The sequence below is a fragment of the Pseudomonas tructae genome (genome assembly GCF_004214895.1).
Lineage (GTDB): Bacteria > Pseudomonadota > Gammaproteobacteria > Pseudomonadales > Pseudomonadaceae > Aquipseudomonas > Aquipseudomonas tructae.
The window spans coordinates 3,619,695-3,644,424 of the sequence record NZ_CP035952.1; the positions used below are offsets into that span (position 1 = coordinate 3,619,695).

Consider the following 24,730-nt stretch of genomic DNA (forward strand, 5'->3'; position numbering starts at 1 on the left):
AACTTCGATGATGGCAATCAGAACAACAACGACAAGAACAACGAGCTCCGCGTCCGCGCCGTCCGCAGCTTCAACGCCCTACCCGTTCAGCGACCTGGTCCAGGCCTATTACGACTGCCGGCGCTCGAAGCGCAACAGCGCCAGCGCGCTGGCTTTCGAAATGGATCTGGAGCGGAACCTGACGGCGCTTCACGGCGACCTGGTGTCTGGCCACTACCGGCCAGGCCGCTCTATCTGTTTTGTGGTTACTCGACCAAAAGCCCGCGAAGTGTGGGCCGCCGACTTTCGCGACCGCATCGTGCACCACCTGTTGTACAACCACATTGGCCCGGCTATCGAGCGCAGCTTTATAGCGGACAGCTGCGCCTGTATCCCAGGGCGCGGCACGCTGTACGCCGCTCGACGACTTGAGGCGAAGATCCGCAGCCAGACGCAGAACTGGTCGAAGCCAGGCTTCTACTTGAAGTGCGATCTCGCCAACTTCTTCGTGGCTATCGACAAGCGTGTACTGGCACGCCAGCTGGAGCAGAGAATTACTGACCCGTGGTGGCGGGCCCTGGCCCTGCAGGTACTGATGCACGACCCGCGCGAAGACTACCAAGTCCGAAGCCCGGCGCACCTGTTCAACCGGGTGCCGCAGCACAAGCGCTTGACCGCGCAGCCGTCGCACCTGGGCCTACCGATCGGCAACCTGTCGTCGCAGTTCTTCGCCAACGTCTACCTCGATGCCCTGGACCAGTTTTGCAAGCACCGGCTCAAGGCCAAGCACTACGTGCGTTACGTTGACGACTTCGTGCTGCTACATGGCTCGCCACAGCAGTTGAACGCCTGGAAGGAAGATATTGAAGCTTTCCTGTCAACCCTCGGCGCTCGGCTCAACCCGACAAAGACCATCCTCCAGCCGATTGACCGTGGCGTGGACTTCGTCGGGCATGTGATCAAGCCCTGGCGGCGCACAACCCGGAAACGTTCGGTTGCCCAGGCCATGAAACGTACCGCCGCAGTACCTGCCGAGCAGCTGCGCGAGACCGCCAACAGCTACTTCGGCTTACTGACCCAGGCCAGTCACAGCCAGAAAGACCGGGCCGCCCTGGCCAATCTAGTTCTTCAGCGCGGGCACGCCGTGAACGGCGACCTGACCAAGACCTACCCAAAGCGATAAGGGAGACATCATGAACCAAACCGCCAAGGCGGCCCTCGACCGGGCCCGCCACCCTACCCCTGTGCCCGTCATAAACCGCGTGATGCTCCTCGAGGGCAAGCGCGACGCCACCGAACTGGTCTTCGGCATGCGCGACGAACTGAAGCTTCCCGGCGGCGTGGCCAAGGTCCTCGCGAAGTTGCGGGCTCTGGCTGAGGGCCGGGATCGCCACCGTCATCGACCTGCTGGAGAGCCAGCAATGACCGCCCTCCGCCGCAAGCCCGTTATCCGTGGGTGCCCCATGCGCCCGCTTGACCTCCCTGCCTTGTGCGACATCTGCGAGAAACCGCGCAACCGGGGCAACCACACCAAATGCAGCGCCATACGCCAGCAGCGGGCGCAGGAGAATGGCAATGAACAGAAATGAACTGCGCGAAATAATCACCGATTCTCTTGTGGGCATGATCAGCGGCCTAACTGGCATGATTCCGCCAAAGGGAGCAACCATCCCCGATGTTATCCAGGCGCCTATTGACCGCGCTGCCGGACGCATCTTCGCCGCATTCGACCAGCCAGCCGTCCAGCACCAGGGCGAGCCGGTGCACATGGTTCGCACTCACGGTTCTTGCAGCTGGGAGGAAGCGTCCGGTGAAAGTTTGGTGGTGTTCGCCGCCGACCCCGGAGAGTACGAAGTGCGCAAGCTCTACGCCCACGCCGATCCAGGCGAGGTTGAGAGGCTGCGCGCAGCCCTGGTCGAGACAGAAAATCGATTAGAAGCGCAGAGACAGCACAACACGCAGCGACATGTCGAATTGGGCATGGAGAGTATGCAGGTTATTGGTGAAAACACCGCTCTGCGCGCCAAGCTGGCCGAGCGGGATGCGCTGCTGCGCAAGGTGCGTGGCTATGTCGTCTCGCAGGAGTGCATCACAGCCGAAATCGACGTCGCCCTATCCGCCAGCGCAGAGCCGAGCGCACCGGTTGAGCGCGATGAGCGGGCGTTGCGCAGAAGTCCTTGCGTTGGCGCTGGTGCCCAGATCCTCGCCTTCATGGATTCGCGGGGTGAGCAGCCATGAAAACCAGAACAATCATCGTTTGCCTGGTCGCCGCCCTGGCCCTGGGCCTTTACATCGGGGTTATCGCGACTGCCTTTGCCGGCGCACAAGCCGAAGATCGCCCTCAGCCGCCACCTGCAGGGGATCAGTTCGACGAAGGGCCAGTGTTGGTGCGTATGCCCGGGACCAGCGCAACCGAAAACGTCATCGACGTGCAGCGCGACAGCCAGCGCGGCGTCACCTGCTACCTGCTGAACGGGGTCGGCATCAGCTGTATCCCCGACAGCCAGCTGCAGGCCGGCAACGAGCGCCAGCTCTCCCCGCACGAACAAGACACCCCTACCCCTGCAAAGGCACCAGTGCGCTGGAATGAAGAGAGGTATTCGCTGTGACGGAAGAAGAAATCCTGAAGCTCTCGGCCAAGGCCATGGGCTTCGAGCTGGAGTACCGGCGCGGCAGTGACGCCTTCTACTACGACGATCCCCAGACAGGCCGGGAGGTTTGGCTGCCGATGCGGGATGACCGGCAGACGATGCTCATCATCGCAAAGCTCAGGATGGACATCTGCTGCTTGCACCACCTCGCTCGGGCCACAGCCCATGTGCCGTATGTGGGCTTCAAGCAAAGTGAGGTGTCGCATGCAGACGAACCCGGCGCCCGGATGAACGCGCTGCGCTTGGCAGTTGCAACGGTGGCTGCCAAGTATGGTCAAGGCATGCTCGTCGGCGGGACAGATGAGCGAGTTCTGGGGCACTTGATCGGCATCGATGGATCAACTGCCCACGCCATGCGCGGCGCCATCCGAGAGTCTCGCGAAGAGATCAGCAAGGCATGCCAGCGCCTAAAGCGAAAAGGTTTGGTGACCAACAAGGGGCCGTTCTGGCAGGCGGTGCAGCGATGACCGACCTGATCGAAGTGAAGACAGCCGATCTGGTTGGTGAGCCCCTGAACTGGTCGGTGGCAATTGCCGTGGGCCTGAACCCTTTCATCTCACCAGCGCAGTACGGCGTGCCTGCCCGGGTGTTCATCCAGCAAGAAGGGATGTTCCCGGTGCGCTACAAGCCTAGCGTTGATTGGCAAGTTGGCGGGCCGTTGATCGAGAAACACCAAGTCAGCCTCCACTGCCCGCAAACAACGGACGATGTCTGGGCTGCCTGGGTAATAACTGACAAGGGCGAGTTTGTGCAGCCGGGGGACCATGCCCTGCTTGCCGCCTGCCGCGCCATCGTCACCGCAAAACTCGGCGATACCGTCCAGGTGCCAAAGGAGCTGCAGCCATGATGATCCTACCCATCGCCGCCCCGCTCTTCATGGCCTACCTGATCTGGAAGGGGCCGAGGCCATGAGTGCCGAAGTGTTCCAGTTCCCGTCCGCGCGCCGGGCGCACAACAACCAGGTGGCAGCTAATCAGGTCGAGCGCAAGAAGCTGGCCGACTGGTTCCGGTCAGTCGCCCAGCACATCGAGGGCAATGAGGTTGAACGAGAACCTCTTGCCGCCATGATCGTGCTGAGCAGCGCCAAAGGTGACGAGGTTCTGCATGTCGGCTACTCAACTGAAGCCACCTCGCTCGTCCAGGCCGGTAACGCTGCACGGCAATGGGCGCACCTGACCTGCCAGCGCCGCGGCGGCAACTTCTTCGACCGACAGCGTTAACCCACCCCCCTACAACAACTCAAGCCTGCCGGTAGGTGGGTATGGAGATCTATTGCATGGAACAAGAAGTCATCCACATCCCGGAGCTGGCAAAGATCCTGGGACGGTCCGAGTCATCAATCAGGAGTGCGCGGCAAGTCGGTGCCAGTTGGCTGCCGCCATTCTTCAAACAGGGCAGCCGCATCTGCTGGAGGATCAGTACGGTGCGGAAATTCCTGCAGGAGTGCGAGCAGGGTATGCACAACCCTGCCCGCTCAGGCAGGAAGCGGCACACGCCACCGACCTTGGCCAGCATTCGCTAGCCGAGCTTGTCAGCCAGGGCGTCCGGGCACAGATGGGTATAGCGTTTCAGCATGCTCATCGTTTTGTGCCCGGTGATACTCGCCACCTCCATGATTGACAAACCTTTCTCAAACAGCCTGGAAGTCCCTTCATGGCGAAGGTCATGAAAGTGCAGATCCCTGACCAATGCAGCCTTGCACGCCCTGCCGAAATAAAGGCTTACCGAGTGCGGTGCAAGCGAGAACACCATGCCGTCAAGGCGGTACGGCAAGCTGTCGAGCGCCGCCCTTGCCTTGGACGATAGTGGCACAAGGCGGCGGGTGCCGTTCTTCGTGTCTTCAAGGAGGACGTGTTTCGGCTTGACGTTCTCGCGCCGAAGGCCGCACAGCTCACTACGACGCATGGCCGTCTCTACCGCCAGCTCAATGACTGCAGGCATTTCGGCATGAATTTCCTTTGCCGCCTTTAGCACGCCATTCAGCTCGATCAGCATCGGGCGGCGGTCCCTCTCCTTTGCCCCCTTCGGCATCCTCAACTTCATCACCGGGTTGCTCAGCCCCTCAATACCCCAGTCCTTGATCGCCACGGTATACATGTGGCTGATGATCGCCAGGTCAAGCTTGACCGTGGACACGGACCTACCCGCCTTGAGCTCACCATCCCTATACGCAGCAAAATCACTTGAACGCAGTGCAGCCAGCCCCTTGCCGGCCAGCGGGTTCTTCTTCCACTTGTTGATGCGCGTCAGCTCCTGCTTTGCGCCCTTCTTCGTCGAGCTGACCTCGTTGGCATAACGGTCGAGCGCTTCGGCCATGGTCGTGCTTTCGGCCTCGCGCATATCAACGAATCGTGCCCGGGACATATCGCCCTCGATCTCGGCCGCCCAGCGCTGGGCCTCTGCCTTGGTGTCGAAGGTCGCGGAAAGTGCGGGGTATCCTTTTCGGCGGATTTTTGCCCGCCATGCGCCGCCTGGGCGCTGTTCATAAGTAGCCATGAAGCGGAGTTTGCCGGGGACATCAGGGACAAGCAATTTCCTTCGGTGTCCCAGATTTGTCCCAAACTGGGCATCCCTGGATAATCCGCAGGCATGAAAAAAGCCCCGCAACCTCAATGATTGCGGGGCTTTCAATAATGGAGGCCGAGGTCGGAATCGAACCGGCGTAGACGGATTTGCAATCCGGAGCATAACCACTTTGCTACTCGGCCTCAAATGCCCGAGACCCGTTAAATTGCGATCTCAAACATATACAACTCATTAAGGAAACAACTGACTAAAACCGCTATCCCCTTGAAAACGCTAGGCTTTTTTCGTGCCTCGTTTTCGATGGACGCAATTATGTACTCATTCCCCTGCTCTGGCAACCCCTTGAATTCAAAAAGTTTTATTTTTTCTTTCGAAGGGTGCCACGCGCCCCGAAGTGCGGGGTTCACGTGCAAGCAACAGGGTGACGGTAGCGTTGCCAAAGCGCGTTACTATACAGGCTCTGCACCCAACCCGCTGCCAGAATAGCCGCCGATGATGCAAACCGAACTGGATCTGTTCAACCCCGCCAGCCCCGCCGAGCCGCACTGGGTCGGCAAGCAGGCGCTGGTGTTACCCGGGTTTGCCCTGGCCTGGGTCGATACCCTGCTGCCTGCGTTGCGCCAGATCATCGCCCGCGCGCCGTTGCGTCATATGCTGACCCCTGGCGGCCTGAACATGGCCGTGGGCCTGACCAATTGCGGGGCGCTGGGCTGGATCAGCGATCGCCGCGGTTATCGCTACAGCCCGGTCGATCCACTTAGCCAGCAACCCTGGCCGGACTTGCCAGACGCATTGAGCGAGCTGGCCGCCCTCGCCGCTGCGGCGGCAGGTTTTGCCGATTTCTGCCCGGACGCTTGCCTGGTCAACTGTTATGAGCCGGGCAACCGCCTGAGCCTGCACCAGGACCGCGACGAGCGCGACTACAGCCAGCCGATCGTCTCGGTGTCGTTGGGTTTGCCGGCGGTGTTCCAGTTCGGTGGCCAGCGCCGCAACGATGCAACCCAGCGCATTGGCCTGCGCCACGGCGATGTGATGGTCTGGGGTGGCGAGGATCGCCTGCGCTTTCATGGCGTGCTGCCGCTCAAACCGGGCAGCCATCCGCAGCTGGGCAGCCGGCGGATCAACCTGACCTTGCGCAAGGCGGGTTGAGCCGACATGCCCTGAGACACTGAGACTGTAGGAGCGGGCAAGCCCATTCCTACAGGCCTTGACCGTCGCTCCCTGGCCGCTCCATGCTCTAACCCCTCCCCCGACTTTCAAGGAACGATTGCATGAAGCTGGAAACCCTGGCCATCCACGCGGGCTTCAGCCCCGACCCGACCACCAAGGCCGTCGCGGTACCGATTTACCAGACCACCTCTTTTGCTTTCGACGACACCCAGCACGGTGCCGACCTGTTCGACCTGAAAGTCGCCGGCAATATTTACAGCCGGATCATGAACCCCACCAACGATGTGCTCGAGCAGCGCATGGCGGCCCTTGAAGGCGGTGTCGGCGCGCTGGCGGTGGCCTCGGGCATGGCGGCAATCACCTATGCGATCCAGACCGTGGCCGAAGCCGGCGACAATATTGTCTCGGTGGCCAAGCTCTACGGTGGCACCTACAACCTGCTGGCCCATACCCTGCCGCGCTTCGGCATCCAGACCCGCTTCGCCGCCCACGACGATATCGCGGCCCTCGAAGCGCTGATCGACAGCCGCACCAAGGCGGTGTTCTGCGAGTCGATCGGCAACCCGGCCGGCAATATCGTCGACCTCCAGGCCCTGGCCGACGCCGCGCATCGCCACGGCGTTCCATTGATCGTCGACAACACCGTGGCTACCCCGATCCTCTGTCGGCCGTTCGAGCATGGTGCCGATATCGTCGTGCACTCGTTGACCAAGTACATCGGCGGCCACGGTACCAGCATCGGCGGCATCGTCATCGACTCGGGCAAATTCCCATGGGCCGAAAACAAAGAGCGCTTTGCCCTGCTCAATACCCCCGACCCGTCGTACCACGGCGTGACCTACACCGAAGCCTTCGGACCTGCTGCCTTTATCGGCCGTTGCCGGGTGGTGCCGTTGCGCAATACCGGGGCTGCGCTGTCGCCATTCAACGCCTTCCTTATTCTGCAGGGGCTTGAGACCCTGGCCCTGCGCATGGAGCGCCACACCGAGAATGCGCTCAAGGTCGCCCGCTACCTGCAAGGCCACGAGCAAGTGGCCTGGGTAAAGTACGCTGGCCTGCCCGATCACCCCGCGCATGAACTGGCCAAACGCTATACCGCAGGCAAGCCGGCCTCGATCCTGTCGTTCGGCATCAAGGGCGGCCAGGAGGCCGGCGCGCGCTTTATCGATGCGCTGCAACTGGTGGTGCGTCTAGTGAACATCGGCGATGCCAAGTCCCTGGCCTGCCACCCGGCGTCCACCACCCACCGCCAGCTCAACGACGAAGAGCTGGAGCGGGCCGGTGTGCCGCGGGACATGGTGCGCCTGTCGATCGGCATCGAACACAGCGATGACATCATTGCTGATCTGAGCCAGGCGCTTGAGGCCAGTCGCGGCTGACCTGTACGCCGCTGCGGCGCTGGTCGGCAAGCCCGTTTAAGGCTTGCTGACCAGCATCCGCCCACTCAGGCGATGACTATCTGCCCGGCGCTCAGATTCTCGGCCGATACCCCTACCAGGGTCACGCTGTCGGCGCCAAAGCGCAGCACCGTGTCGTTACCCTCCTGGCTCAGGTGCTGACGAAAATCGGGCTGCGCCGTGCCGCCATCAACGCCAACGAACACCAGGCGATCATCGCCGCCAAAGCCCTGGACCAGATCCCGGCCAAAGTGCCCGCTGAACAGGAAGGTGTCGCTGCCACCGCCCGAGACCAGCACATCATTACCCGCCCCGCCGACGAACACGTCGTTGCCGCGGCCGCCCTGCAAGTGGTCGTTGCCGTCCAGGCCGAACAGCCAGTCGCCCTTGGCACTGGCGCTGAGGCTGTCGTTGCCGGCCGTACCATTGTGGCTGCTGGCATAGGCATGCAGCTTGCCGCTGGATAGCAAGCCTTGCGCATCGATCTGGTGGCTGACGTCCTTGTTGAAAAACACCAGGCTGGATTCCTTGCTGACCAGCGTCTCGACCTGGTTGACCAGGCTGATGCCGCCCGCCGCGTCGCGCAAGTACAGGGTGCCGTTGCCATCGCGGGCGATGTCGAGGTCGCCCAGGGCCTGGCCGAGTTTCAGGGTATCGTGCCCGGCGCCGCCATCGATCAGGTTGTAGCCGCCGTCGTCACGGAAGGTGTCATTGCCGGCGCGGCCTTCCAGGTAGTCGTTGCCACGCCCGCCATGAATCAGGTCGCCGGCCTCGGAGCCGATGATGAAGGTACTGCCGGTGTGGGTTTCGGCGTTGCGGTTGAGGTCCTCGACCCAGGTCGAGCCACGGGTGACGTCGGACAGGTTGCTGACCAGGATTGTCGAATCCTTGGCCGTCCATTCATAGAAAGTCGAATTCAGCACCCGGCCCAGGCCATCGCCGTAGGCCGTCGGCAAATGCGCCAGCCAAGTGGCGATATTGCCGATCGAATACGGCAGCAGGTTCCAGGCATCGGAGGCGTAATGATCATTGAAGTTGACGATATTGTCGGTTGCCGAAGGCTTGGCGCCGTCGTGCACGCCGAGGGTTGCCCAGTCGAGACTCGAGCCATTGAGGGCGCGGAACACCGGGTCGTTTTCGTAGCCGATATTCAACACCTTGCTACTGTCGCTGGCCTGGGTCGGAGAAGCAAAGGCAACGTAACGGGAATTCTCATAGAAGCCCCCCCACTTTTCGCCGCTGAGCTCAGCCAGGCTGTTGACACCCAGGCCGCCAAGGCTGTGACCGCTGACGGTGATGTCGGCGCCGTTGAGGCCGTTTGCCTTGGCAAACTTGGCGACATCGTCGAACAGGCGGCCAAAGGCATTGGCGGCGTAGTTCTTGGCATAGCCCGCCGGGCCGATGGCGGCCATCAGGTCATTAATGGCGTCGCTGATAGTGTCGCCAATCAGGTTTTCCCGCGGGCCGCTGGTGCCGCGAAAGGCAATGCCCAGCCCGCTCAATTGGCCGGCGGCATCATACTTGCCGAGGATCTCCACCTGGGCACTGGTGTAACCGGCGTTTTCGCCGTGGAAGGTTCCGCGAAAATCCGTGTTGCCCTGATAGCCCAGTTGCTTGGCACTGATCGGCGTCCAGCCCGCAGCCTTCACCGCGGCCAGGGCCTGGGCTTCGGAGTCGGGGTTCCAGGGGATGCCGGGGATCGCCCCCTGGCTGTCGGTGCCACCGATCAGCGCCTTGATCAAGGTGGCGGGTAAACCTAGGCCGAAACCATTTTGCTGGTAACCCACGGCAAAGCCATTGTCGATGCCGTGGTAGGAATAAAGGGTCAAGGCCATGGCGTCGCTGTAGAGGGCTTTGGAACTGGCGCTGTCGAGGTTGCGGTAATCAAAAACGGGCATGGCAAACATCCTTGTACAGGTGGCAGAACACCCTGGCGAAATCGTCCGTTGACACACCTCGGGGCAAGGTCAAACGCTGCCACAGAGACGAATTGGCCGTCCATGGTGATGTTGAGGGCAAGCTGGCCAAATGCGAGGAGTTTTCGTTGCCCGCACCGGCAACACAAAGCTGTATATCCATACAGATAAAACTTGCCACGCCTGGCAAACCTGCGCATCCTATGGGCTTTCCTGGCCAAAGATCGAACGGCATGCGTCTGTTTCTCTGCGAAAAGCCCTCCCAGGCCAAAGACATCGCCAAAGTCCTCGGTGCCAACCGCCGCGGCGACGGCTGCTGGGTCGGCACCGATGTCACCGTCACCTGGTGCATCGGTCATCTGCTCGAAACCGCCCCGCCCGACAGCTACGACGCCCGCTATAAACGCTGGGTGCTGAGCGACCTGCCGATCATTCCCGAGAAATGGAAGATGCTGGTCAAACCCAAGACCGCCAGCCAGTTCAAGGCAGTCAAGCGCCTGCTTGGCGAGGCCCGTGAGCTGGTGATCGCCACCGACGCCGATCGCGAAGGCGAGATGATTGCCCGCGAGCTGGTCGAACATTGCCGCTACCGTGGGCCAATCAGCCGTTTGTGGTTGTCGGCGCTAGACGACGCCTCGATCCGCAAGGCCCTGGCAGCGCTCAAGCCCGGTACCGAAACCTTCAGCCTTTACCATTCGGCCCTGGGGCGCTCGCGGGCCGACTGGCTGATCGGCATGAACATGAGCCGGCTGTTCACCCTGCTCGGCCGCCAGTCCGGCTACCAGGGTGTACTGCCGGTGGGCCGGGTACAAACCCCGACCTTGCGTCTGGTGGTGGACCGTGATCGCAGCATTGCCGACTTCGTGCCGGTGGCCTATTGGGCCATCGAGGTGCAACTGCAGAGCGCTGGCCAGCTGTTCAACGCCCAGTGGCGAGCGCCAGAGGACGCCTGCGACGACCAGGGCCGTTGCCTGAATCAGGCCCTGGCCCAGCAGGCGGCCGCAGCAATCACTGCAGCCAGCAGTGCCCGGGTGGTCAACGTGGCCACCGAGCGCGTACGCGAAGCCGCGCCGCTGCCCTTTGATCTGGGCACCCTGCAGGAGCTGTGCTCGAAGAAGCTCGGCCTGGGCGCCCAGGAGACCCTGGATATCGCCCAGGCCTTGTACGAAACCCACAAGCTGATCACCTACCCGCGCAGCGACTGCGGTTACCTGCCGATGAGCCAGCACAGCGAGGCGCCGGCCATTCTCGCCGCCCTGCAACGCGCCGATGCCAGCCTTGCGCCCTTGCAACCGCACCTGCAGGCCCAGCGCCGCTCCCGGGCCTGGAACGATGCCAAGGTCAGCGCCCACCACGGCATCATTCCCACGGCTGCAGCAAGCGACCCGTCACGCCTGCCAGCCAAGCACAAGGCGGTCTACACCCTGATCCGCGCGCGCTACCTGGCGCAGTTCCTGGCCAACCACGAGTACGACCGCACCCAGGCCGAATTCGATTGCGCAGGCCAGGCCTTGCGGGCGGTGGGCAAGCAGATCGTCGAACCCGGCTGGCGCCGTGCCTTGCCAGAAGCCCTGACGCCTGCCAAAGGCCGTGAAGCCCCGGTGGCCCAGGTATTGCCGCTGCTGCGCGAAGGCCAGGCGTGCGCGGTGAGCGGGGTCAACCTCAAGGACCTGTGGACCCAGCCGCCCAAGCCGTTCACCGAAGGCGACCTGATCAAGGCCATGAAGAACGTCGCCAAGCTGGTGGACGACCCGCGCCTCAAGCAAAAGCTCAAGGACACCACCGGCATCGGCACCGAGGCTACCCGTGCCGGGATCATCCAGGGCTTGCTCGATCGCGGTTACCTGGTCAAGAACGGCAAAGCCCTGAGCGCCACCCCGGCGGCGTTCAGCCTTATCGATGCGGTGCCGCGAGCGATTGCCGACCCGGGCACCACGGCAATCTGGGAGCAGGCCCTGGACATGGTGCAGAGCGGTGAGATGAGCCTGGAAACCTTCGTCGCCAAGCAGTCGGCGTGGATGAGCAAACAGGTCGAGCGCTGCGCCAGCATGCGCCTGACCATCAATGGCCCGGCAACCCCGGCTGGGCGTACGGGCACACCGTGGAAGAAGAAGCGCAAGAGCAGTACGCGTAAACCCAAGGCAACAGCGTAGGAGATCGCGCAAGCTTTTTAGATTTTCATCAAGACAGTTGCTCCCACAGATACCGTGCCCTCAACCTCTTTTATCCGCGCTTCACCGCCTGCAAGGTATAGCTCAACGGCAAGCGCCAGCGATCCTTGTCCAGCGACCACTCCCCTGTAGCGTCTTTGCTCATCTGCCCTGGCAAGGCCTCCCAGGGGATGCTGTCGTGTTCCTCCAGCGCGGTGATTTGCAGGCCATGCTGGAGCAAGGCCGTGATGATCTCGCCAAGGCCGTGGTTCCATTCGTGGGTGACCGTCTGCTCAAGCAACCTGTCGGTCTGCACATAGGTCTGGCCACTGTCCCACACCGTCGATGCTTCACGTTCGAAGTACGGGTACTCGATTACTAATTGCTCCTGGTGATCTTCATTCACCGCCAGCAGCATCGGGTGACCCTCGCGCAGGAACAGCCGCCCACCGGGCTTGAGCAAGGACGCAACGGTGCGCGCCCAAGGCTCGATGTGCGGCAGCCAGATCAATGCGCCAATGCCGGTGTACACCAGGTCGAACGTGGCCGGCGCCAGGACCTGGTCCGCGGCGTATACATCTGACTCGACGTAGTCGATGCCTGCCCCGCAGCGCTCGGCCAACGCCCGCGCCTGGGCCAAGGACTGCGACGAGAAATCCAGCCCGCTGACTTCGGCGCCTAGGCGCGCCAGTGACAAGGTGTCGGTGCCGATATGGCACTGCAGGTGAACGGTGCGCAAGCCGCGGATATCGCCCAGGCGCGGCAAGTCGAAACGCACCACCTCGGACAAATGCGCCGGGTCGGCGATGAATTTGTCCACTTCATAATCACTGGAAGCGGCGTGCAATGGCGCACGCTCATCCCAGTTGCGACGATTGAGTTCGATCGGATCGGTCATCAAGGCTCTCCTTTGCAGGCACAACCTTAGCGACATACCCAGGCGCCCGACAAGTGCGGTATAACTTGCGCACACCTGTAGGCAGTCAACCGGGAGACAACAATGGACGTTGTAACTTACAGCGGTGGTTGCCTGTGCGCAGCCGTCCGCTTTACCGCCACTGGCCCCGCCCTCAACCCCCACTGCTGCTCGTGCAAGTGGTGCCAGCGCCATACCGGCGCACTGACGGCCACTTGGGTAGAGTTCGCCCGTGAGCAGGTCAGCTGGACCGGCCCCGCCGGGGCGCCGGCAACCTTCCGCTCCTCGGACTATTCCAGCCGGGCATTCTGCCCCACCTGCGGCAGCTCGCTGGGCGCCATCGATGATCAGCCGACCGTGGCGTTGCTGCTGGGCTGCTTCGACAGCAACCAGCATCCGGCGCTGGCCCCGACGGCTCATTCGTTCAACGACCAACTGCCGCGATGGTGGTGCGTACAGGGGCCTACAGCGCCAGGCTCAGGCTGAGCATCAGGTTGCGTGGCTCTCCCGGCAGGTTCCAGGCGGCGTTGTAGCCACGCTCGTAGTACTTGCGGTCGAACAGGTTGTTCAGGTTCAGGCCCAGCGTGGCCTGTTCGCTGACCTTGTAGTGCGCCAACAGATCGACCGTGCTGTAGCTGGGCAGGCGAAAACTGCTGCCGGCCTGCCCGGAGCGCTCGCCCACGTAGTTGGCGGCAGCGCCCACGTCCGTACCCAGCAGCGGCCCGCTCTGGAACTCGTAGACCGCCATCAGGCTGCCACTGTGCCGGGGGATACCGAGCAGGTCGCTGCCTTTGGGCAAGGCAGCATCGCCCTTGGTCACTTCGGCGTCGATGTAGGCATAGGCGCCGATCAGCCTCACCGTCTCGCTTACCTGGCCGCTGAACTGCAGGTCGCCCCCCTGGCTGCGGGCCTTGCCGGCAGCAACGCTGTCGCCGAAGGCATCGGTGGTGATGACGTTTTCCTTGTCGATGTGAAACAACGCCAGGGTCGCGCCCAGGCGGCTGTCGAACAGGTCGAGCTTGAGCCCGGTTTCATAACCCAGGCCCTTCTCCGGTTTGTAGATCTGGCCCTGGGTGCCCATGCTGTTGGGCTTGAATGAGGTTGAGGCGTTGGCGAACACACCCACCTGTGGGGTCAGCTGATACAGCAGGCCCAGGCGCGGGGTGGCCACGTCTTTTTCCTGGCGGTTGCTGACCCGAGTGCTGCGGTTCTGCGCGGTCTGCTCGATATGCTCCAGGCGTACACCCAGCAGCCCGCGCAAACGCTCGGTGAAGGCAATCTGGTCCTGCAGGTTGAGCGCATAGCTTTCGGTGCGCTCGAAGAAGTCATTGGGGTTGATCAGCGGCGGCTTCGCCTGGCCGTACACCGGGTTGTAGATGTCCAGGCCATAGCCCAGGGACGTGGCGCTTTGCGGGTACTTCTGGCTGTTACGGTAGTTCTCGTACTCCAGGCCAACCAGGCTCTGGTGCTCCCAGCCGGCAAACTGGAACTGGCCATGCAGCTCGGCCTGGGTGATGTTGTCGTTCCACTCGAAATCGCGCTCCCGGTAGAAACGGCTGATGGTCGTGCCGACCACCCGCGACGGCTCGGAACTGTTGCCCTTGAGCCGGCCCTGGGTGTAGTGGTTGGCCAGGCGCAGTTTCCAGCTGTCGTTGAGGCTGTGCTCCAGGGTCAGGTCGAGGGTCTGGTTGTCGTTGCGAATACGGCCATCGTTGGGTTCACCGAGGAAGGTCGAGCGGCTGACCGAGCCCAACTGGTTGTTCACCGCCGGAACACCGCGGTCGAATACCGACTCGGTGCGCGAGAATTCGCTGTCGATCGACAGCAAGGTTTCAGGGCTCAGTTGCCAGCTCAACGATGGGCTGACGATGCGCCGCTCACTGCCGACGTAATCGCGGAAACTGCCGTTATCCTCTACCGCCATGTTGACCCGCGCCAACACCCTGGCGTCTTCGCTCAGCGGCGTGTTGACGTCCAGGCTGCTGCGGTAGCGATCCCAACTGCCGGCGCTGGCCTTGAAGTGACTGAAGGCCTCGGCTTGCGGGCGCTTGGTCACGATGTTCACCAGCCCGCCCGGATCGCCGCGCCCGTACAGGCTGGCCGCCGGTCCCTTGAGCACCTCGATGCGCTCGATGTTCGAGGTATCGGGGGCGCTGTAGCTGCCGCGATTGACGGCAAAGCCGTTCTTGTACAGCTCACCGGTGGTGAACCCGCGCACGCTGTAATTGAGGAAGGTCAGGCCACCGAAGTTGTTCTGCCGGCTGACCCCGCCGGCAAAGTCCAGGGCGCGATCGATGCGTGTGCTGTTGAGGTCCTCGAGCACCTGGCTGGGCACCACGGCGATGCTTTGCGGGGTGTCGCGGATGTCGGTGTCGGTCTTGGTCGCAGTGCTGGAACGGGTGGCACGATAACCCTGCACCGGGCCGCTGGCGGTCTCTTCATAATGGCGCTCGTTGACGTTGAGGGCATCGAGCAACACGGCGTCGGCAGCAGCGGCTGGCAGGGCCAGCAGTGTGGCGGACAGGCTCAGGGTTAACCTTCCTGCGGGATTGTTCATGGGGGCTCCTTAATATTATGTAATAACATATCAATTTAGGAGGCAATGTAAAAGTATCGCGGGGCTGTGGGATAGGGCTTGCCCCGCGATAGATTGCTCAACAACCGCGAATCACCGCCTGCAACACAGTCTTGAAGGTCGCGATCTGCTCGCTGCTGAACTGCCCGAAGACCTTGTCCTGCTGTTCCCGGGCAATGCTCCACAAGCCTTCGGTCTGGTCGATACCGGCCAGCGTCAGGCGCACATGCCCGGCCGCTTCACTGTCGCACACCAGCCCCTTGCGCTTGAGGTTGGCGACCGCTTCGTCAATCTCGCGAGCCGGCATGGCGACCTCGCGTTGCAGGTCGACAAGGTTCAACCCGGCATCGTTCTCCAGCACCATCAGCATCCGTGCCTCGCTGGTGCGCAGGCCGCTGGACAACTGGCGCGGCTGGTAGCTGGCCTGGTAGGCACGCAGGGCCTGGGTCATCAGGTAATAGAGGTTGTGGCTCAGGCGCCCCTGAAAATGGCTGCTGGGCGGCTGGCCCTCTTCGCGGCGGGTCATGCGCGTGTGCGGCAGCACCATCGAGTAGGCGCCCTGGTGATAGAGCAATGGTGAACGGCCGCAATCATCGAAAGCCACCACCTTGCCGAGCATGATCCAGTGATCGCCGCCATCGATAATCTGGTGGGTTTGACACTCAAAGCACGCCGAGCAATCGGCAAGGATAGGCGCCCCGCCCTCGCCCGCCCGATAGCCGATGCCGGCAAAGCGATCATCCTTGGGCTTGGCGAAGTTGTTCGACAGCTCGATCTGGTCGGCAGCGAGGATGTTCACTGCAAAGTGGCTGGCCGTCTCGAACACCGCCAGGCTGCTGGAGCGTTTGTCCAGGCTCCAGAGGATCAGCGGCGGGTCGAGAGATACCGAGTTGAAACTGTTGGCAGTCACCCCGACCAGGTTGCCCTGGCCGTCGTTGGCGGTGACCACGGTAACGCCGGTGGCGAAGTTGCCCAGGGCGCGGCGAAAGGCGCGACTGTCGAAAGCGGTTGCGCAAGACATGCAAGACTCCCCGGCGGCCATCGTTGGCAGCCGTCGTTGTTGTTAGGGGTGGTGCGCTTCAGACCATGCTCGGGTCGGGCTCAAGGCCCATCAGCTCGCGGCCAAGAATCTGCGCACAAACGTCGTAGTCGGTGTAGGCATGGGCACCGGTCATGTGCGCGTCGCGCCACAGCCGCTGCATCTCGTTGCTGTCGAACCAGGCCGTGCCGCCAGCGGCTTCAAACAGGCGATCGACCGCCTGGATGCACATCTTCACCGCGTAGCCCTGGTTGGTGCGCCAAAACGCCAGGGTCTCACGCGTGGGGTATTGATGACGCTCGCTGTGCTCAGCGTGCTCTTGCCAGGTCTTTTCCAGGAAGGCACGGGCGGCGGCAACCTGGTGGGTCGATTCGGCCAGGCGCATCAAGGCCGGTGTTGCGCCGCCGACATTGACCCCGGTGTAGGCGCGCACGCGGTTTTTGCTCTTGTCGCGGAAGGCTTCGAGCATGCGTTCGGCAATGCCGAGGCTGACGGTCGAAAAACCACTGGCAAAGTACGGACGGTACGGCGAGTAGAACACCTTGCTGTCCGGGTACAGGCCAAAGCCTGCGGACTTGCCTTCCATCATGTCCCGGGCTTTCTGGATGCGGTGCTCGGGGACGAACACCCGGTCGATCACCAGGGTCTTGGTGCCACTGCCCTTCATGCCGGCGGCGAACCAGTCGTCGCGGATCCGGTAGTCGCTGCGCGGCAGCACGGCGAAGCAGTAGTCCTGCGTGCCTTCGGCATTGGCCCGGCGGCAGCCGACAATCGCCCACTCGGCATGGTCGCTGCCGCTGCTCCAGCCCATCTCGCCACTGAACAACAAGCCGCCCTCGACCTCCTCGACCTTGCCCAAGGGCGCGATACTGCTGCTGGCGGTGGCGTCGGGGTTGTCGCCCCAGATCTCTTGCTGCAGCTTGGCCGGGAACATTGCCAACTGATGGCTGTGGGTACACAGCAGGCTCATGGCCCAGGCGGTGCTGGCACAGGCGCCGGCGAGCAAGGCGATGCAATCTGCGAACTGTGGCAGGGGGATTTCCAGGCCGCCGTAAGGTTTGGGCAGGAAGGCGCGATGCAGGCCGATGCCTTTGAGCAAAGCGATGTTCTCTTCCGGGACCTTGCGCTCGTGCTCGGCACGGGCGGCATTGGCGGCGATGGCAGGCAAGATCGCACGCAGGTCTTCGAGCAGCGGGTTTGGCTTTTTCATGAGGGGCCCTGCTTATTATTGGATGTCCGCCGCCACCTGCGAAGTGGCAGGCAGCGGCGGATGCAGGGCCAGTATGGGAGGCTTGGCTCAGGGGGAAAATGCAACTTCCATAGGCAAGATTGTACTTTTCATAGACCTCATCGCGGGGCAAGCCCGCTCCTACAATGGATCTGTGTACACCTAACCTGTGGGAGCGGGCTTGCCCCGCGATAGACTCAATGCTGAACCATTTCCTGCAAATTGCGCCACAGCTCAGCCACATGCTCGCGCTCGGTCGGCAACGCCCCCACCGAGACCCGTACCATCCAGCGGCCATGCAAGGTCGCCGGGGTCACGTAGGCCACGCCCGAAGCATTGAGGCGGTCGGCCCAGCGCCGGGTATGCGCATCCAGCGCGTCACCTTCAAGGCCCTCGCGCCGATGGCGAATGCACAAGGTCTGCAACTGCACCGGCGCCAACAACTCCCACTCATTGCTGCCATGCACCTGGTCAGCCAGCCAGCGGGCATTGTCCAGGTCGCGGCGCAAGCGCTGCTGCAGGTTCTCGATACCTTCGCTGCGCAGCATGAACCACAGCTTCAAGGCACGGAAGCGCCGCCCCAACGGGATCCCCCAGTCGCGCAGGTTCTTGACCTTGCTGTCGACCGCCGACTGCAAGTAGCTGGGGTTGGTGCTCATGACCCGGATCAGGTGCTGCGGATCTCGCACGAAGTACAACGAGCAATCAAAGGCCACCCCCAGCCATTTGTGCGCATTGACCACGATCGAGTCGGCCTGCTCGATGCCGTCCCACATCCAGCGGCACTCGGGCAGAATCATTGCCGAACCGGCCATGGCCGAATCGACGTGCAGCCACAATCCATGCTCGCGGGCAATCTCGCCGACCGGCTGCAGCGGGTCGATGGCCGTGGTGGCGGTGGTGCCGGTGGTCGCGACGATCGCGCAAGGTTGCAGGCCGTTGGCCAGGTCTTGCTCGATAGCCGCCGCCAGTGCCTGGGGGCGCATGGCGAAGTTTTCGTCGGTGTCGATATAGCGGATGTTGTCCTTGCCAAAACCTGCCAGCAACGCCGCCTTGTCCACCGAGCTGTGGGCCTGGGCGCTGGTGTAGATCATCAGCGGCTTGCCCTGCCCTTGCAGGCCGCCCTTGGCCAGGGCGTAATCACTGCTGCGCTCGCGGGCGCTGATCAAGGCCACCAGGGTGCTGGTGGAGGCGGTGTCCTGGATCACCCCGCTCCATTGATCCGACAGGCCGACCATCTGCCGCAGCCAATCCACCGTGGTCTCTTCCAGCTCGCTGAGCGCCGGGCTGGATTGCCACGACAGGCCGAGGACGCCAAGGCCGGTGCTGAGAAAATCACCGAGCACCGACGACAAGCAGCCGTTGGAGGGGAAGTAGCCGAAGAAATCCGGGTGCTGCCAGTGGGACAAACCGGGCATGATCAGTTGATCGACGTCTGCGAGGATTTGCGCGAAGGGCTCACCCTGCAGCGGCGCCGAAGCCGGCAAGGCCGCCTTGAGGTAGCCGGGCTCGACCTGGGCCATGACCGGCAACGCACCGACACCCTGGCGGTAGTCGGCAATCATGTCGATCAGTTGGTGACCCTGCTTGCGAAATTCTTCCGGGCTCATGCAACGGCTCCTGTTGTCATTGGTAACGGGAGCTTGAGTCTAGGCGTTGGCTGGCCGGGGAAAAACGCCGCCCGGCGCATAGCTGCTATGGCGAATGTGCATGGCCGCCGTGCACGCCGAACTGCGACTGCTGCCACTGCTCGAACACCAGGTTGCGCAACCAGCGATGATCGGCCGAGTTCTGCAGGCGCTGATGCCAGACCACCCAATAGCGCTGGGTGTGCTGGACAAACGCCAAGGGCCGCCAGGTCAATGGGTGCAGGCGGCTGAGCTGGCGGGCGATGTGCTCGGGCACAGTCACCAGCGCCTGGCTGCTGCAAATCACCTGGACCGCTGCCGAATAGAACGGCACCTGCAGGCTGATACGTCGGCTCAGGCCCTGCTCACGCAAGTGACGATCGATAAAGCTGTCCTTGTCGCCGCCCCCGGAAATACGCACATGCTTCCAGGCGCAGTAGTGCGCCTGGGTCAACTCGGCCTGGCTCGCCAGCGGGTGTTGGTGTTGCATCAGGCACACCGCACGGTCTTCGCCAAGCATGCGCCCGTGCAGGTTGGCCGGAGCTTCGTCGAACAGCGTGGTGGCCAGGTCGATTGCGCCGCTGGCAAGCAGCTCGTACTGGCCCGGTTGCCAGGTGCGGTATTCGATGGATACGCCCGGCGCTTCACGCTCAAGGGTGCTGACCAGCAACGGCAGCATGTGCTCGGCGATATAGTCCGAGGCCGCCAGGCAGAAGCGCCGCTCGCAGCGCGCCGGGTCGAAGACCTCGGGCTGACGCAACGCCTCAAGCTCCGCCAGCACCTGCTCCAGCGGGGCAAGCAGGCTTGCCGCGCGCTCGCTCAACACATAACCACGGCCCTGGCGCACCAGCAACGGGTCGTCAAAGGCCTCGCGCATGTGCGCCAGCTGCCGGCTGAGTACCGACTGGCTGCTGCCCAGGCGCTCGGCGGCATGGCTGAGGTTCTGCAACTGCAGCAGGGTGTGCAGCGCGCGCAAATGGGCAATGCTCAGGGAAGCGAAGATCGGGTTCAAGGGGCGCTCCTGCACCGGCGGATGGCGCAGCCTACGGCCAAAACCTGCGAAATACAAAGTGCCTGGCAGGCCTGCACATGGCTGGCGGCAGGCTCAGTCAAGGCGACACCTTGGTGCTATGCTAGCGTCGGGACTTTGCTTTTCGTTAAGGATAATACATGAGCAACATCAGCCTTTTGCCTCAGGTGCGCGCGTTTCTCGAGCGTCAGCACACGTCTTTCATCGATGGCCGCCAGCAGCCTGAATCCAATGCCCGCTACCTTGAGGTGATCGACCCCGCCAGCGACCAGGTCATCAGCCGCGTGGCCGAGGCCAGCGGGCACACTGTCGACGATGCCGTCGCCTCTTCGCGTCGAGGTTTCAGCCAATGGTCACAAACCGCCCCTGCCGCGCGTGCCAGCGTGCTGCACAAACTGGCCGACCTGATCGAACAACACCGTGAAGAGCTGGCACAGCTGGAGACCTGCCAGTCGGGCAAGCTGATCAGCCTCTCGCGCAACTTCGAGGTCGACCAGGCTGCGCACTTCCTGCGTTACTACGCCGGTTGGGCGACCAAGCTCAGCGGCCAGACCATCACCCCGTCGCTGCCGTCGTTCAATGGCGAACGCTACAGCGCCTTTACCTTGCGCGAACCGATCGGGGTGGTGGTGGGCATCGTGCCGTGGAACTTCTCGACCATGATCGCCATCTGGAAACTGGGCTCGGCCCTGGCCACCGGCTGCAGCATCATCATCAAGCCCAGCGAGTTCACCCCGCTGACCATTTTGCGCATCGCTGAACTGGCCATCGAAGCCGGCCTGCCCGCAGGCGCACTGAACGTGGTCACCGGTGGCGGCCTGGCCGGCAAGACACTGATCGAACACCCGGGCACCGACAAGGTCTCGTTCACCGGCTCCGTACCGACCGGCCTCATCGTTGGCCAGGGCGCCATGGCCGCCAACCTGACCCGCGTCACCCTGGAACTGGGCGGCAAGAATGCCGCAGGCTTCCTGCCCGATGTGCCGGTGAACAAGGCGGTAGATGGCATCATCGAAGCGGGCTTTCTGCACTCGGGGCAGATTTGCGCGGCGGCCGAGCGTTTCTATGTGCACCGTTCACAGATCGAGGCCGTCACCGGCGCCTTGAGCGAGCGCCTGGCGCAACTGAAGATCGGCTCGCCGCTGGACGAAGCCAGCCAATTCGGCCCGGTGAGCAACAAGCAGCACCAGGCAAAACTGGGCGCTTTGTTCGCCAAGGCCCGCAGCGAGAACAGCCAGATCATTCATGGCGGCCGCTTGATCGACGGCCCTGGCTGCTACGTCGAGCCGACGGTGATTCTCGCCAACTCGGTGCACGACAGCCTGCACACCGAAGAAACCTTCGGGCCGGTGGCGACCTTCCTGCCCTATGACGATGATGAGCAACTGATCGCCCTGATGAACGACAGCCCCTACGGCCTGAGCGCCAGCCTGTGGACCAACGACCTGAGCAAGGCCATGCGCCTGGTGCCACAGGTACAGGCCGGCACGGTATGGGTGAACATGCACACCCTGCTCGACCCGGCGCTGCCCTTTGGCGGGGTCAAGGCCTCGGGGATTGGTCGCGAATTTGGCGGGGCGTTTATCGAAGACTATACCGAGCTCAAGTCGGTGATGATTCGCTACTGACAGCAAAAACCGGTGGGAGCAACTGTCTTGATGAAAATCTAAAAAGCTTGTGGGAGCGGGCTTGCCCCGCGATAGCATTTTGGCAGCCACATCGCATCGCGGGGCAAGCCCGCTCCCACCAATGCCCCCGATTGTTATGAAAATCATGAAGTAATTTTTTGATACCAACGATTCCCCTCCGCCACCGTCTGTCGGACCATCGGCCAGCTACCCCATAAAAACAACACGAGGTACTGCCGTGGACAACGCCAACAAGACGGGGGCTGCACGCCCGCGCATCGAGGTTCGCTCAATCGACTATGTGCCGCGCAGCGAGCGCCACGGCAAGGTCTGGCACCAGGCGCCGTTCTGGTTCACCGGCAACTTCGTCCTCACCACCATGGTCACCGGCTTCACCGGTCCGGCCCTGGGCCTGGGTGCGCTGTATTCAATTCTGGCGATCGTACTCGGGGTGTGCTTCGGCACCTTCTTCATGGCCTTCCACGCCAACCAGGGCCCGCGCATGGGCCTGCCGCAGATGATCCAGTCACGAGCGCAGTTCGGCCTCAAGGGCGCCATCGTGCCGTTCGCTGCCGTGGTCTTCGTGTACATTGGTTTTAATGTTTTCAACGTAATTCTCGCCACCGACGCCATCAACACCGTCCTGCCTGGCCAGCGCACGCCCTGGTACCTGGGGCTGATCGTTATCGCTGTGCTGCTGGCGGTGGTCGGCCACGACCTGCTGCACACCGTGCAGCGCTGGCTGACCTACGTGATGATCCTGGTGTTCGGCGTGCTCACCGTCAGCGCCTTGCTGACCCTGCAGGCCGATGCCGCGCTGCAGGCACCGCAGTTCTCCTGGGGCGCGTTCCTGGTGCAACTGTCAGCGGCCGCCGGTTACCAGATCAGCTATTCGGTGTATGTCTCCGATTACTCGCGCTACCTGCCGCACGACACACCCACCGCCAAAGTGGTGTTCTGGACCTACCTGGGCGCGGCCGGTTCGGCCTTGTGGCTGATGTCCCTGGGCGCCTTTCTTGCCTCGGCGCTGCCAGCGCCGGACGCCATTGCCAGCGTGCGTGAAGTGGGCAACCAGTTCTTCCCTGGCCTGGGTACCTTCACTGTGCTGATTTCGGTACCGGCGCTGGTGGGCATCATGGCGGTGAACTGCTACGGCGCCATGCTCACCAGCATCAGTGCCATCGACTGTTTCAAGAAGGTCAAACCATCGCTGAAGATTCGCGTGGCCGGTATCAGCGTCATCGCCAGCATCGTCTTCATCGTGGCCCTAGCCATCCCCGAGAGCTACCTGGGCAGCTTCAACACCTTCGTGCTGTTGATGCTGTACTTCCTGGTGCCCTGGACCGCGGTCAACCTGGTGGACTTCTATTGCGTGCGCAAGGGCCACTACGTGATCAGCGAAATTTTCAACCCCGAGGGCATCTACGGCGCCTGGGGCAAGCCTGGGTTGATCGCCTACGGCCTGGGCCTGCTGGCAATGGTGCCGTTCATGGCCTTGAGTTTCTATACCGGCCCTGCTGCCGCAGCCCTGGGCGGCGCCGACATTGCGTTTGTGATTGGCCTGCTGGTGACCGGCAGCGTCTATGCCCTGCTGTGCCGCTCGCTCGACCTGCACAGCGAACAGCGCCTGGCGGCGGCCAGTGATCGCCTGCTTGAGGAAGCCCACGCATGAGTTCTACCCTGATACAGGTCGCCTGCTGCCAACTGGCGCCACAGATCGGCGAGCTGAAGTACAACCGCGAACGCGCCCTGCAGGCGATCCGCAGCGCCGCCGGGCAAGGTGCCCAGGTGGTGGTGCTGCCGGAGCTGGTACAAAGCGGCTACGTGTTCACCGACCGCAACGAGGCCCTGAGCCTGGCTGAAACCCCCAGCGGCGAAACCCTGCGCCAATGGGCAGCCCTGGCGGCGGAACTGGACATCGTCATCGTCGGCGGTTTTTGCGAGCGTACCGAGCGCGACGAGCTGTACAACAGCGCTGCCCTGGTGGATGCCGAGGGCGTGCGCGCGGTGTACCGCAAGGCGCATTTGTGGAACGACGAAAAACGCATCTTCAGCCCCGGCGGGCAACCGCCGCCGGTGATCGATACGCGCTTTGGGCGCATTGCCGTGATGATCTGCTACGACCTCGAGTTCCCCGAGTGGGTACGCCTGCCCGCCCTCGCCGGCGCCGAGTTGCTGTGCGCGCCGGTGAACTGGCCGGACGGCCCGCGGCCTGTGGGCGAGCGACCAGCAGAGGTGGTGCGGGTACAGGCCAATGCCTCGGTCAACCGTTTGTACATCGCCGCGTGCGATCGTAACGGCCACGAGCGCGAGGTGGATTGGGTCGGCGGTTCGGTGATTGTCGATGCCAATGGCTACCCACTGGCCGGGCCGCTGCACGAAGCGCCAGCAGGCACCCAGATCATCCATGCGCGGCTCGACATGAGCGAGGCGCGAGACAAGCGCATCAGCGCCCTGAACGATGTGCACCGGGATCGCCAACCGGTGCTGTACGACTGATTTCGCGGGGCAAGCCCGCTCCCACACCTGTAGGCGCGGGCTTGCCCCGCGATTAGGTGCCAAGCCCCCCCCTACCCTGCACCCGCCGATACGCCAGCGCCAAGCCAATAAACCACAACGGCATCACACACAACGCCAGGCGGGTGTCCGGGCGCAGCGCCAGCAGCGACAGTACAAACAGCAAGAAGCCCAACGTCACCCAGGCCATCGGCACCCCGCCGGGCATCTTGTACGACGAGCGTCCATGCAGGTCAGGTCGCGAGCGGCGATAGCACAGGCGCTGCGCCGGCAACTGGGCATTGCCTCGATCCAGTCGAGCCTGGCCCTGCGCGAGGTCAAGGCCACCCACCGCATGGCCATTCCCGGATGAAGGCGCAGGCTTTGCCCCAAACCGGTGC

Annotated in this window: 23 protein-coding genes, 1 tRNA gene and 2 pseudogenes; 16 read left to right on the forward strand and 10 right to left on the reverse strand. The window is 62.9% G+C overall.

The window, feature by feature from the left end:
- Positions 1 to 7: 7 nt before the first annotated feature.
- The 8 genes from EXN22_RS16385 (at position 8) to EXN22_RS16420 (ending at position 4,152) form a co-directional block, all read left to right on the forward strand.
- Positions 8 to 1,162 (forward strand): RNA-directed DNA polymerase, encoded by a 1,155-nt coding sequence (locus EXN22_RS16385; RefSeq protein WP_130265055.1) that lies wholly within the window; start codon positions 8 to 10, stop codon positions 1,160 to 1,162.
- Positions 1,163 to 1,172: 10 nt separating this feature from the next.
- Positions 1,173 to 1,568: a hypothetical protein gene (locus tag EXN22_RS16390; protein ID WP_130265056.1), complete on the forward strand. Its 396-nt coding sequence runs from the start codon at positions 1,173 to 1,175 to the stop codon at positions 1,566 to 1,568.
- Positions 1,555 to 2,217 (forward strand): hypothetical protein, encoded by a 663-nt coding sequence (locus EXN22_RS16395; RefSeq protein ID WP_130265057.1) that lies wholly within the window; start codon positions 1,555 to 1,557, stop codon positions 2,215 to 2,217. Before EXN22_RS16390 ends, EXN22_RS16395 begins: the two co-directional genes overlap by 14 nt.
- 155 nt (positions 2,218 to 2,372) lie before the next feature.
- Complete coding sequence (locus EXN22_RS16400; RefSeq protein ID WP_130266842.1) at positions 2,373 to 2,588, forward strand: hypothetical protein; 216 nt, start codon at positions 2,373 to 2,375, stop codon at positions 2,586 to 2,588.
- Positions 2,585 to 3,097, forward strand: coding sequence for a hypothetical protein (locus tag EXN22_RS16405; protein WP_130265058.1), 513 nt, complete (start codon positions 2,585 to 2,587; stop codon positions 3,095 to 3,097). The genes EXN22_RS16400 and EXN22_RS16405 overlap by 4 nt, the downstream gene beginning before the upstream one ends.
- Positions 3,094 to 3,477 carry a DUF2591 domain-containing protein gene (locus tag EXN22_RS16410; RefSeq protein ID WP_130265059.1) on the forward strand — a complete coding sequence of 128 codons (384 nt, stop codon included), beginning with the start codon at positions 3,094 to 3,096 and terminating at the stop codon, positions 3,475 to 3,477. The genes EXN22_RS16405 and EXN22_RS16410 overlap by 4 nt, the downstream gene beginning before the upstream one ends.
- Positions 3,478 to 3,538: 61 nt before the next feature.
- Complete coding sequence (locus EXN22_RS16415) at positions 3,539 to 3,850, forward strand: hypothetical protein (RefSeq protein ID WP_130265060.1); 312 nt, start codon at positions 3,539 to 3,541, stop codon at positions 3,848 to 3,850.
- Between the two features lie 56 nt (positions 3,851 to 3,906).
- Positions 3,907 to 4,152: a hypothetical protein gene (locus tag EXN22_RS16420; protein WP_130265061.1), complete on the forward strand. Its 246-nt coding sequence runs from the start codon at positions 3,907 to 3,909 to the stop codon at positions 4,150 to 4,152.
- Here the strand turns inward: EXN22_RS16420 and EXN22_RS16425 are convergent.
- Both EXN22_RS16425 and EXN22_RS16430 read right to left on the reverse strand, forming a co-directional pair.
- Complete coding sequence (locus EXN22_RS16425) at positions 4,149 to 5,126, reverse strand: tyrosine-type recombinase/integrase (RefSeq protein WP_130265062.1); 978 nt, start codon at positions 5,124 to 5,126, stop codon at positions 4,149 to 4,151. The two genes, EXN22_RS16420 and EXN22_RS16425, sit on opposite strands and share 4 nt — an antisense overlap.
- A 138-nt stretch (positions 5,127 to 5,264) precedes the next feature.
- Positions 5,265 to 5,338, reverse strand: a tRNA-Cys gene (locus tag EXN22_RS16430).
- A 310-nt stretch (positions 5,339 to 5,648) separates the two neighbouring features.
- Here EXN22_RS16430 and alkB point away from each other — a divergent pair.
- Both alkB and EXN22_RS16440 read left to right on the forward strand, forming a co-directional pair.
- Positions 5,649 to 6,305: a DNA oxidative demethylase AlkB gene (alkB, locus tag EXN22_RS16435; RefSeq protein ID WP_130265063.1), complete on the forward strand. Its 657-nt coding sequence runs from the start codon at positions 5,649 to 5,651 to the stop codon at positions 6,303 to 6,305.
- Positions 6,306 to 6,427: 122 nt separating this feature from the next.
- Positions 6,428 to 7,705 carry a bifunctional O-acetylhomoserine aminocarboxypropyltransferase/cysteine synthase gene (locus tag EXN22_RS16440; protein WP_130265064.1) on the forward strand — a complete coding sequence of 426 codons (1,278 nt, stop codon included), beginning with the start codon at positions 6,428 to 6,430 and terminating at the stop codon, positions 7,703 to 7,705.
- Between the two features lie 65 nt (positions 7,706 to 7,770).
- On the opposite strand, the gene EXN22_RS16445 is transcribed toward EXN22_RS16440, so the two are convergent.
- Entirely contained in the window at positions 7,771 to 9,621 is a 1,851-nt protein-coding gene (locus EXN22_RS16445) for a polyurethane esterase (RefSeq protein ID WP_130265065.1), read from the reverse strand.
- A 251-nt stretch (positions 9,622 to 9,872) separates the two neighbouring features.
- Between EXN22_RS16445 and EXN22_RS16450 the strand changes: the two genes are divergently transcribed.
- Positions 9,873 to 11,792 (forward strand): DNA topoisomerase III, encoded by a 1,920-nt coding sequence (locus EXN22_RS16450; protein ID WP_130265066.1) that lies wholly within the window; start codon positions 9,873 to 9,875, stop codon positions 11,790 to 11,792.
- Positions 11,793 to 11,862: 70 nt separating this feature from the next.
- Here the strand turns inward: EXN22_RS16450 and EXN22_RS16455 are convergent, their stop codons facing one another.
- Positions 11,863 to 12,687 (reverse strand): class I SAM-dependent methyltransferase, encoded by an 825-nt coding sequence (locus EXN22_RS16455; RefSeq protein ID WP_130265067.1) that lies wholly within the window; start codon positions 12,685 to 12,687, stop codon positions 11,863 to 11,865.
- Positions 12,688 to 12,789: 102 nt separating this feature from the next.
- Between EXN22_RS16455 and EXN22_RS16460 the strand changes: the two genes are divergently transcribed.
- A complete protein-coding gene (locus tag EXN22_RS16460; RefSeq protein ID WP_130265068.1) occupies positions 12,790 to 13,191 on the forward strand; it encodes a GFA family protein in 402 nt (133 codons plus the stop codon).
- Here the strand turns inward: EXN22_RS16460 and EXN22_RS16465 are convergent.
- The 5 genes from EXN22_RS16465 to EXN22_RS16485 all read right to left on the reverse strand — a co-directional run bounded on the left by EXN22_RS16465 (position 13,169) and on the right by EXN22_RS16485 (position 20,187).
- Positions 13,169 to 15,262, reverse strand: a complete 2,094-nt coding sequence (locus tag EXN22_RS16465; protein WP_177414025.1) for a TonB-dependent siderophore receptor — start codon at positions 15,260 to 15,262, stop codon at positions 13,169 to 13,171. The genes EXN22_RS16460 and EXN22_RS16465 overlap by 23 nt on opposite strands.
- A gap of 97 nt (positions 15,263 to 15,359) precedes the next feature.
- Entirely contained in the window at positions 15,360 to 16,301 is a 942-nt protein-coding gene (locus EXN22_RS16470) for a p-hydroxyphenylacetate 3-hydroxylase reductase component (protein WP_130265069.1), read from the reverse strand.
- A gap of 58 nt (positions 16,302 to 16,359) precedes the next feature.
- Positions 16,360 to 17,529, reverse strand: a complete 1,170-nt coding sequence (locus EXN22_RS16475) for a p-hydroxyphenylacetate 3-hydroxylase oxygenase component (protein ID WP_130265070.1) — start codon at positions 17,527 to 17,529, stop codon at positions 16,360 to 16,362.
- Between the two features lie 215 nt (positions 17,530 to 17,744).
- Complete coding sequence (locus tag EXN22_RS16480; RefSeq protein WP_130265071.1) at positions 17,745 to 19,157, reverse strand: DOPA decarboxylase; 1,413 nt, start codon at positions 19,155 to 19,157, stop codon at positions 17,745 to 17,747.
- Positions 19,158 to 19,242: 85 nt separating this feature from the next.
- Entirely contained in the window at positions 19,243 to 20,187 is a 945-nt protein-coding gene (locus tag EXN22_RS16485; RefSeq protein WP_130265072.1) for a LysR family transcriptional regulator, read from the reverse strand.
- Between the two features lie 158 nt (positions 20,188 to 20,345).
- On the opposite strand from EXN22_RS16485, the gene EXN22_RS16490 reads away from it, so the two are divergent.
- The 3 genes from EXN22_RS16490 (at position 20,346) to EXN22_RS16500 (ending at position 24,332) form a co-directional block, all read left to right on the forward strand.
- Complete coding sequence (locus tag EXN22_RS16490; RefSeq protein ID WP_130265073.1) at positions 20,346 to 21,833, forward strand: aldehyde dehydrogenase family protein; 1,488 nt, start codon at positions 20,346 to 20,348, stop codon at positions 21,831 to 21,833.
- A 238-nt stretch (positions 21,834 to 22,071) separates the two neighbouring features.
- A complete protein-coding gene (locus tag EXN22_RS16495; RefSeq protein WP_130265074.1) occupies positions 22,072 to 23,505 on the forward strand; it encodes a purine-cytosine permease family protein in 1,434 nt (477 codons plus the stop codon).
- Positions 23,502 to 24,332 carry a nitrilase family protein gene (locus EXN22_RS16500; protein WP_130265075.1) on the forward strand — a complete coding sequence of 277 codons (831 nt, stop codon included), beginning with the start codon at positions 23,502 to 23,504 and terminating at the stop codon, positions 24,330 to 24,332. The genes EXN22_RS16495 and EXN22_RS16500 overlap by 4 nt, the downstream gene beginning before the upstream one ends.
- A 52-nt stretch (positions 24,333 to 24,384) precedes the next feature.
- On the opposite strand, the pseudogene EXN22_RS16505 reads toward EXN22_RS16500, so the two are convergent.
- Positions 24,385 to 24,618, reverse strand: a pseudogene (locus tag EXN22_RS16505) (amino acid transporter); the annotation flags it as partial.
- Between EXN22_RS16505 and EXN22_RS16510 the strand changes: the two are divergent.
- Positions 24,601 to 24,702: pseudogene (locus EXN22_RS16510) on the forward strand (Lrp/AsnC family transcriptional regulator); the annotation flags it as partial. The pseudogenes EXN22_RS16505 and EXN22_RS16510 overlap by 18 nt on opposite strands.
- Positions 24,703 to 24,730 lie beyond the last annotated feature (28 nt).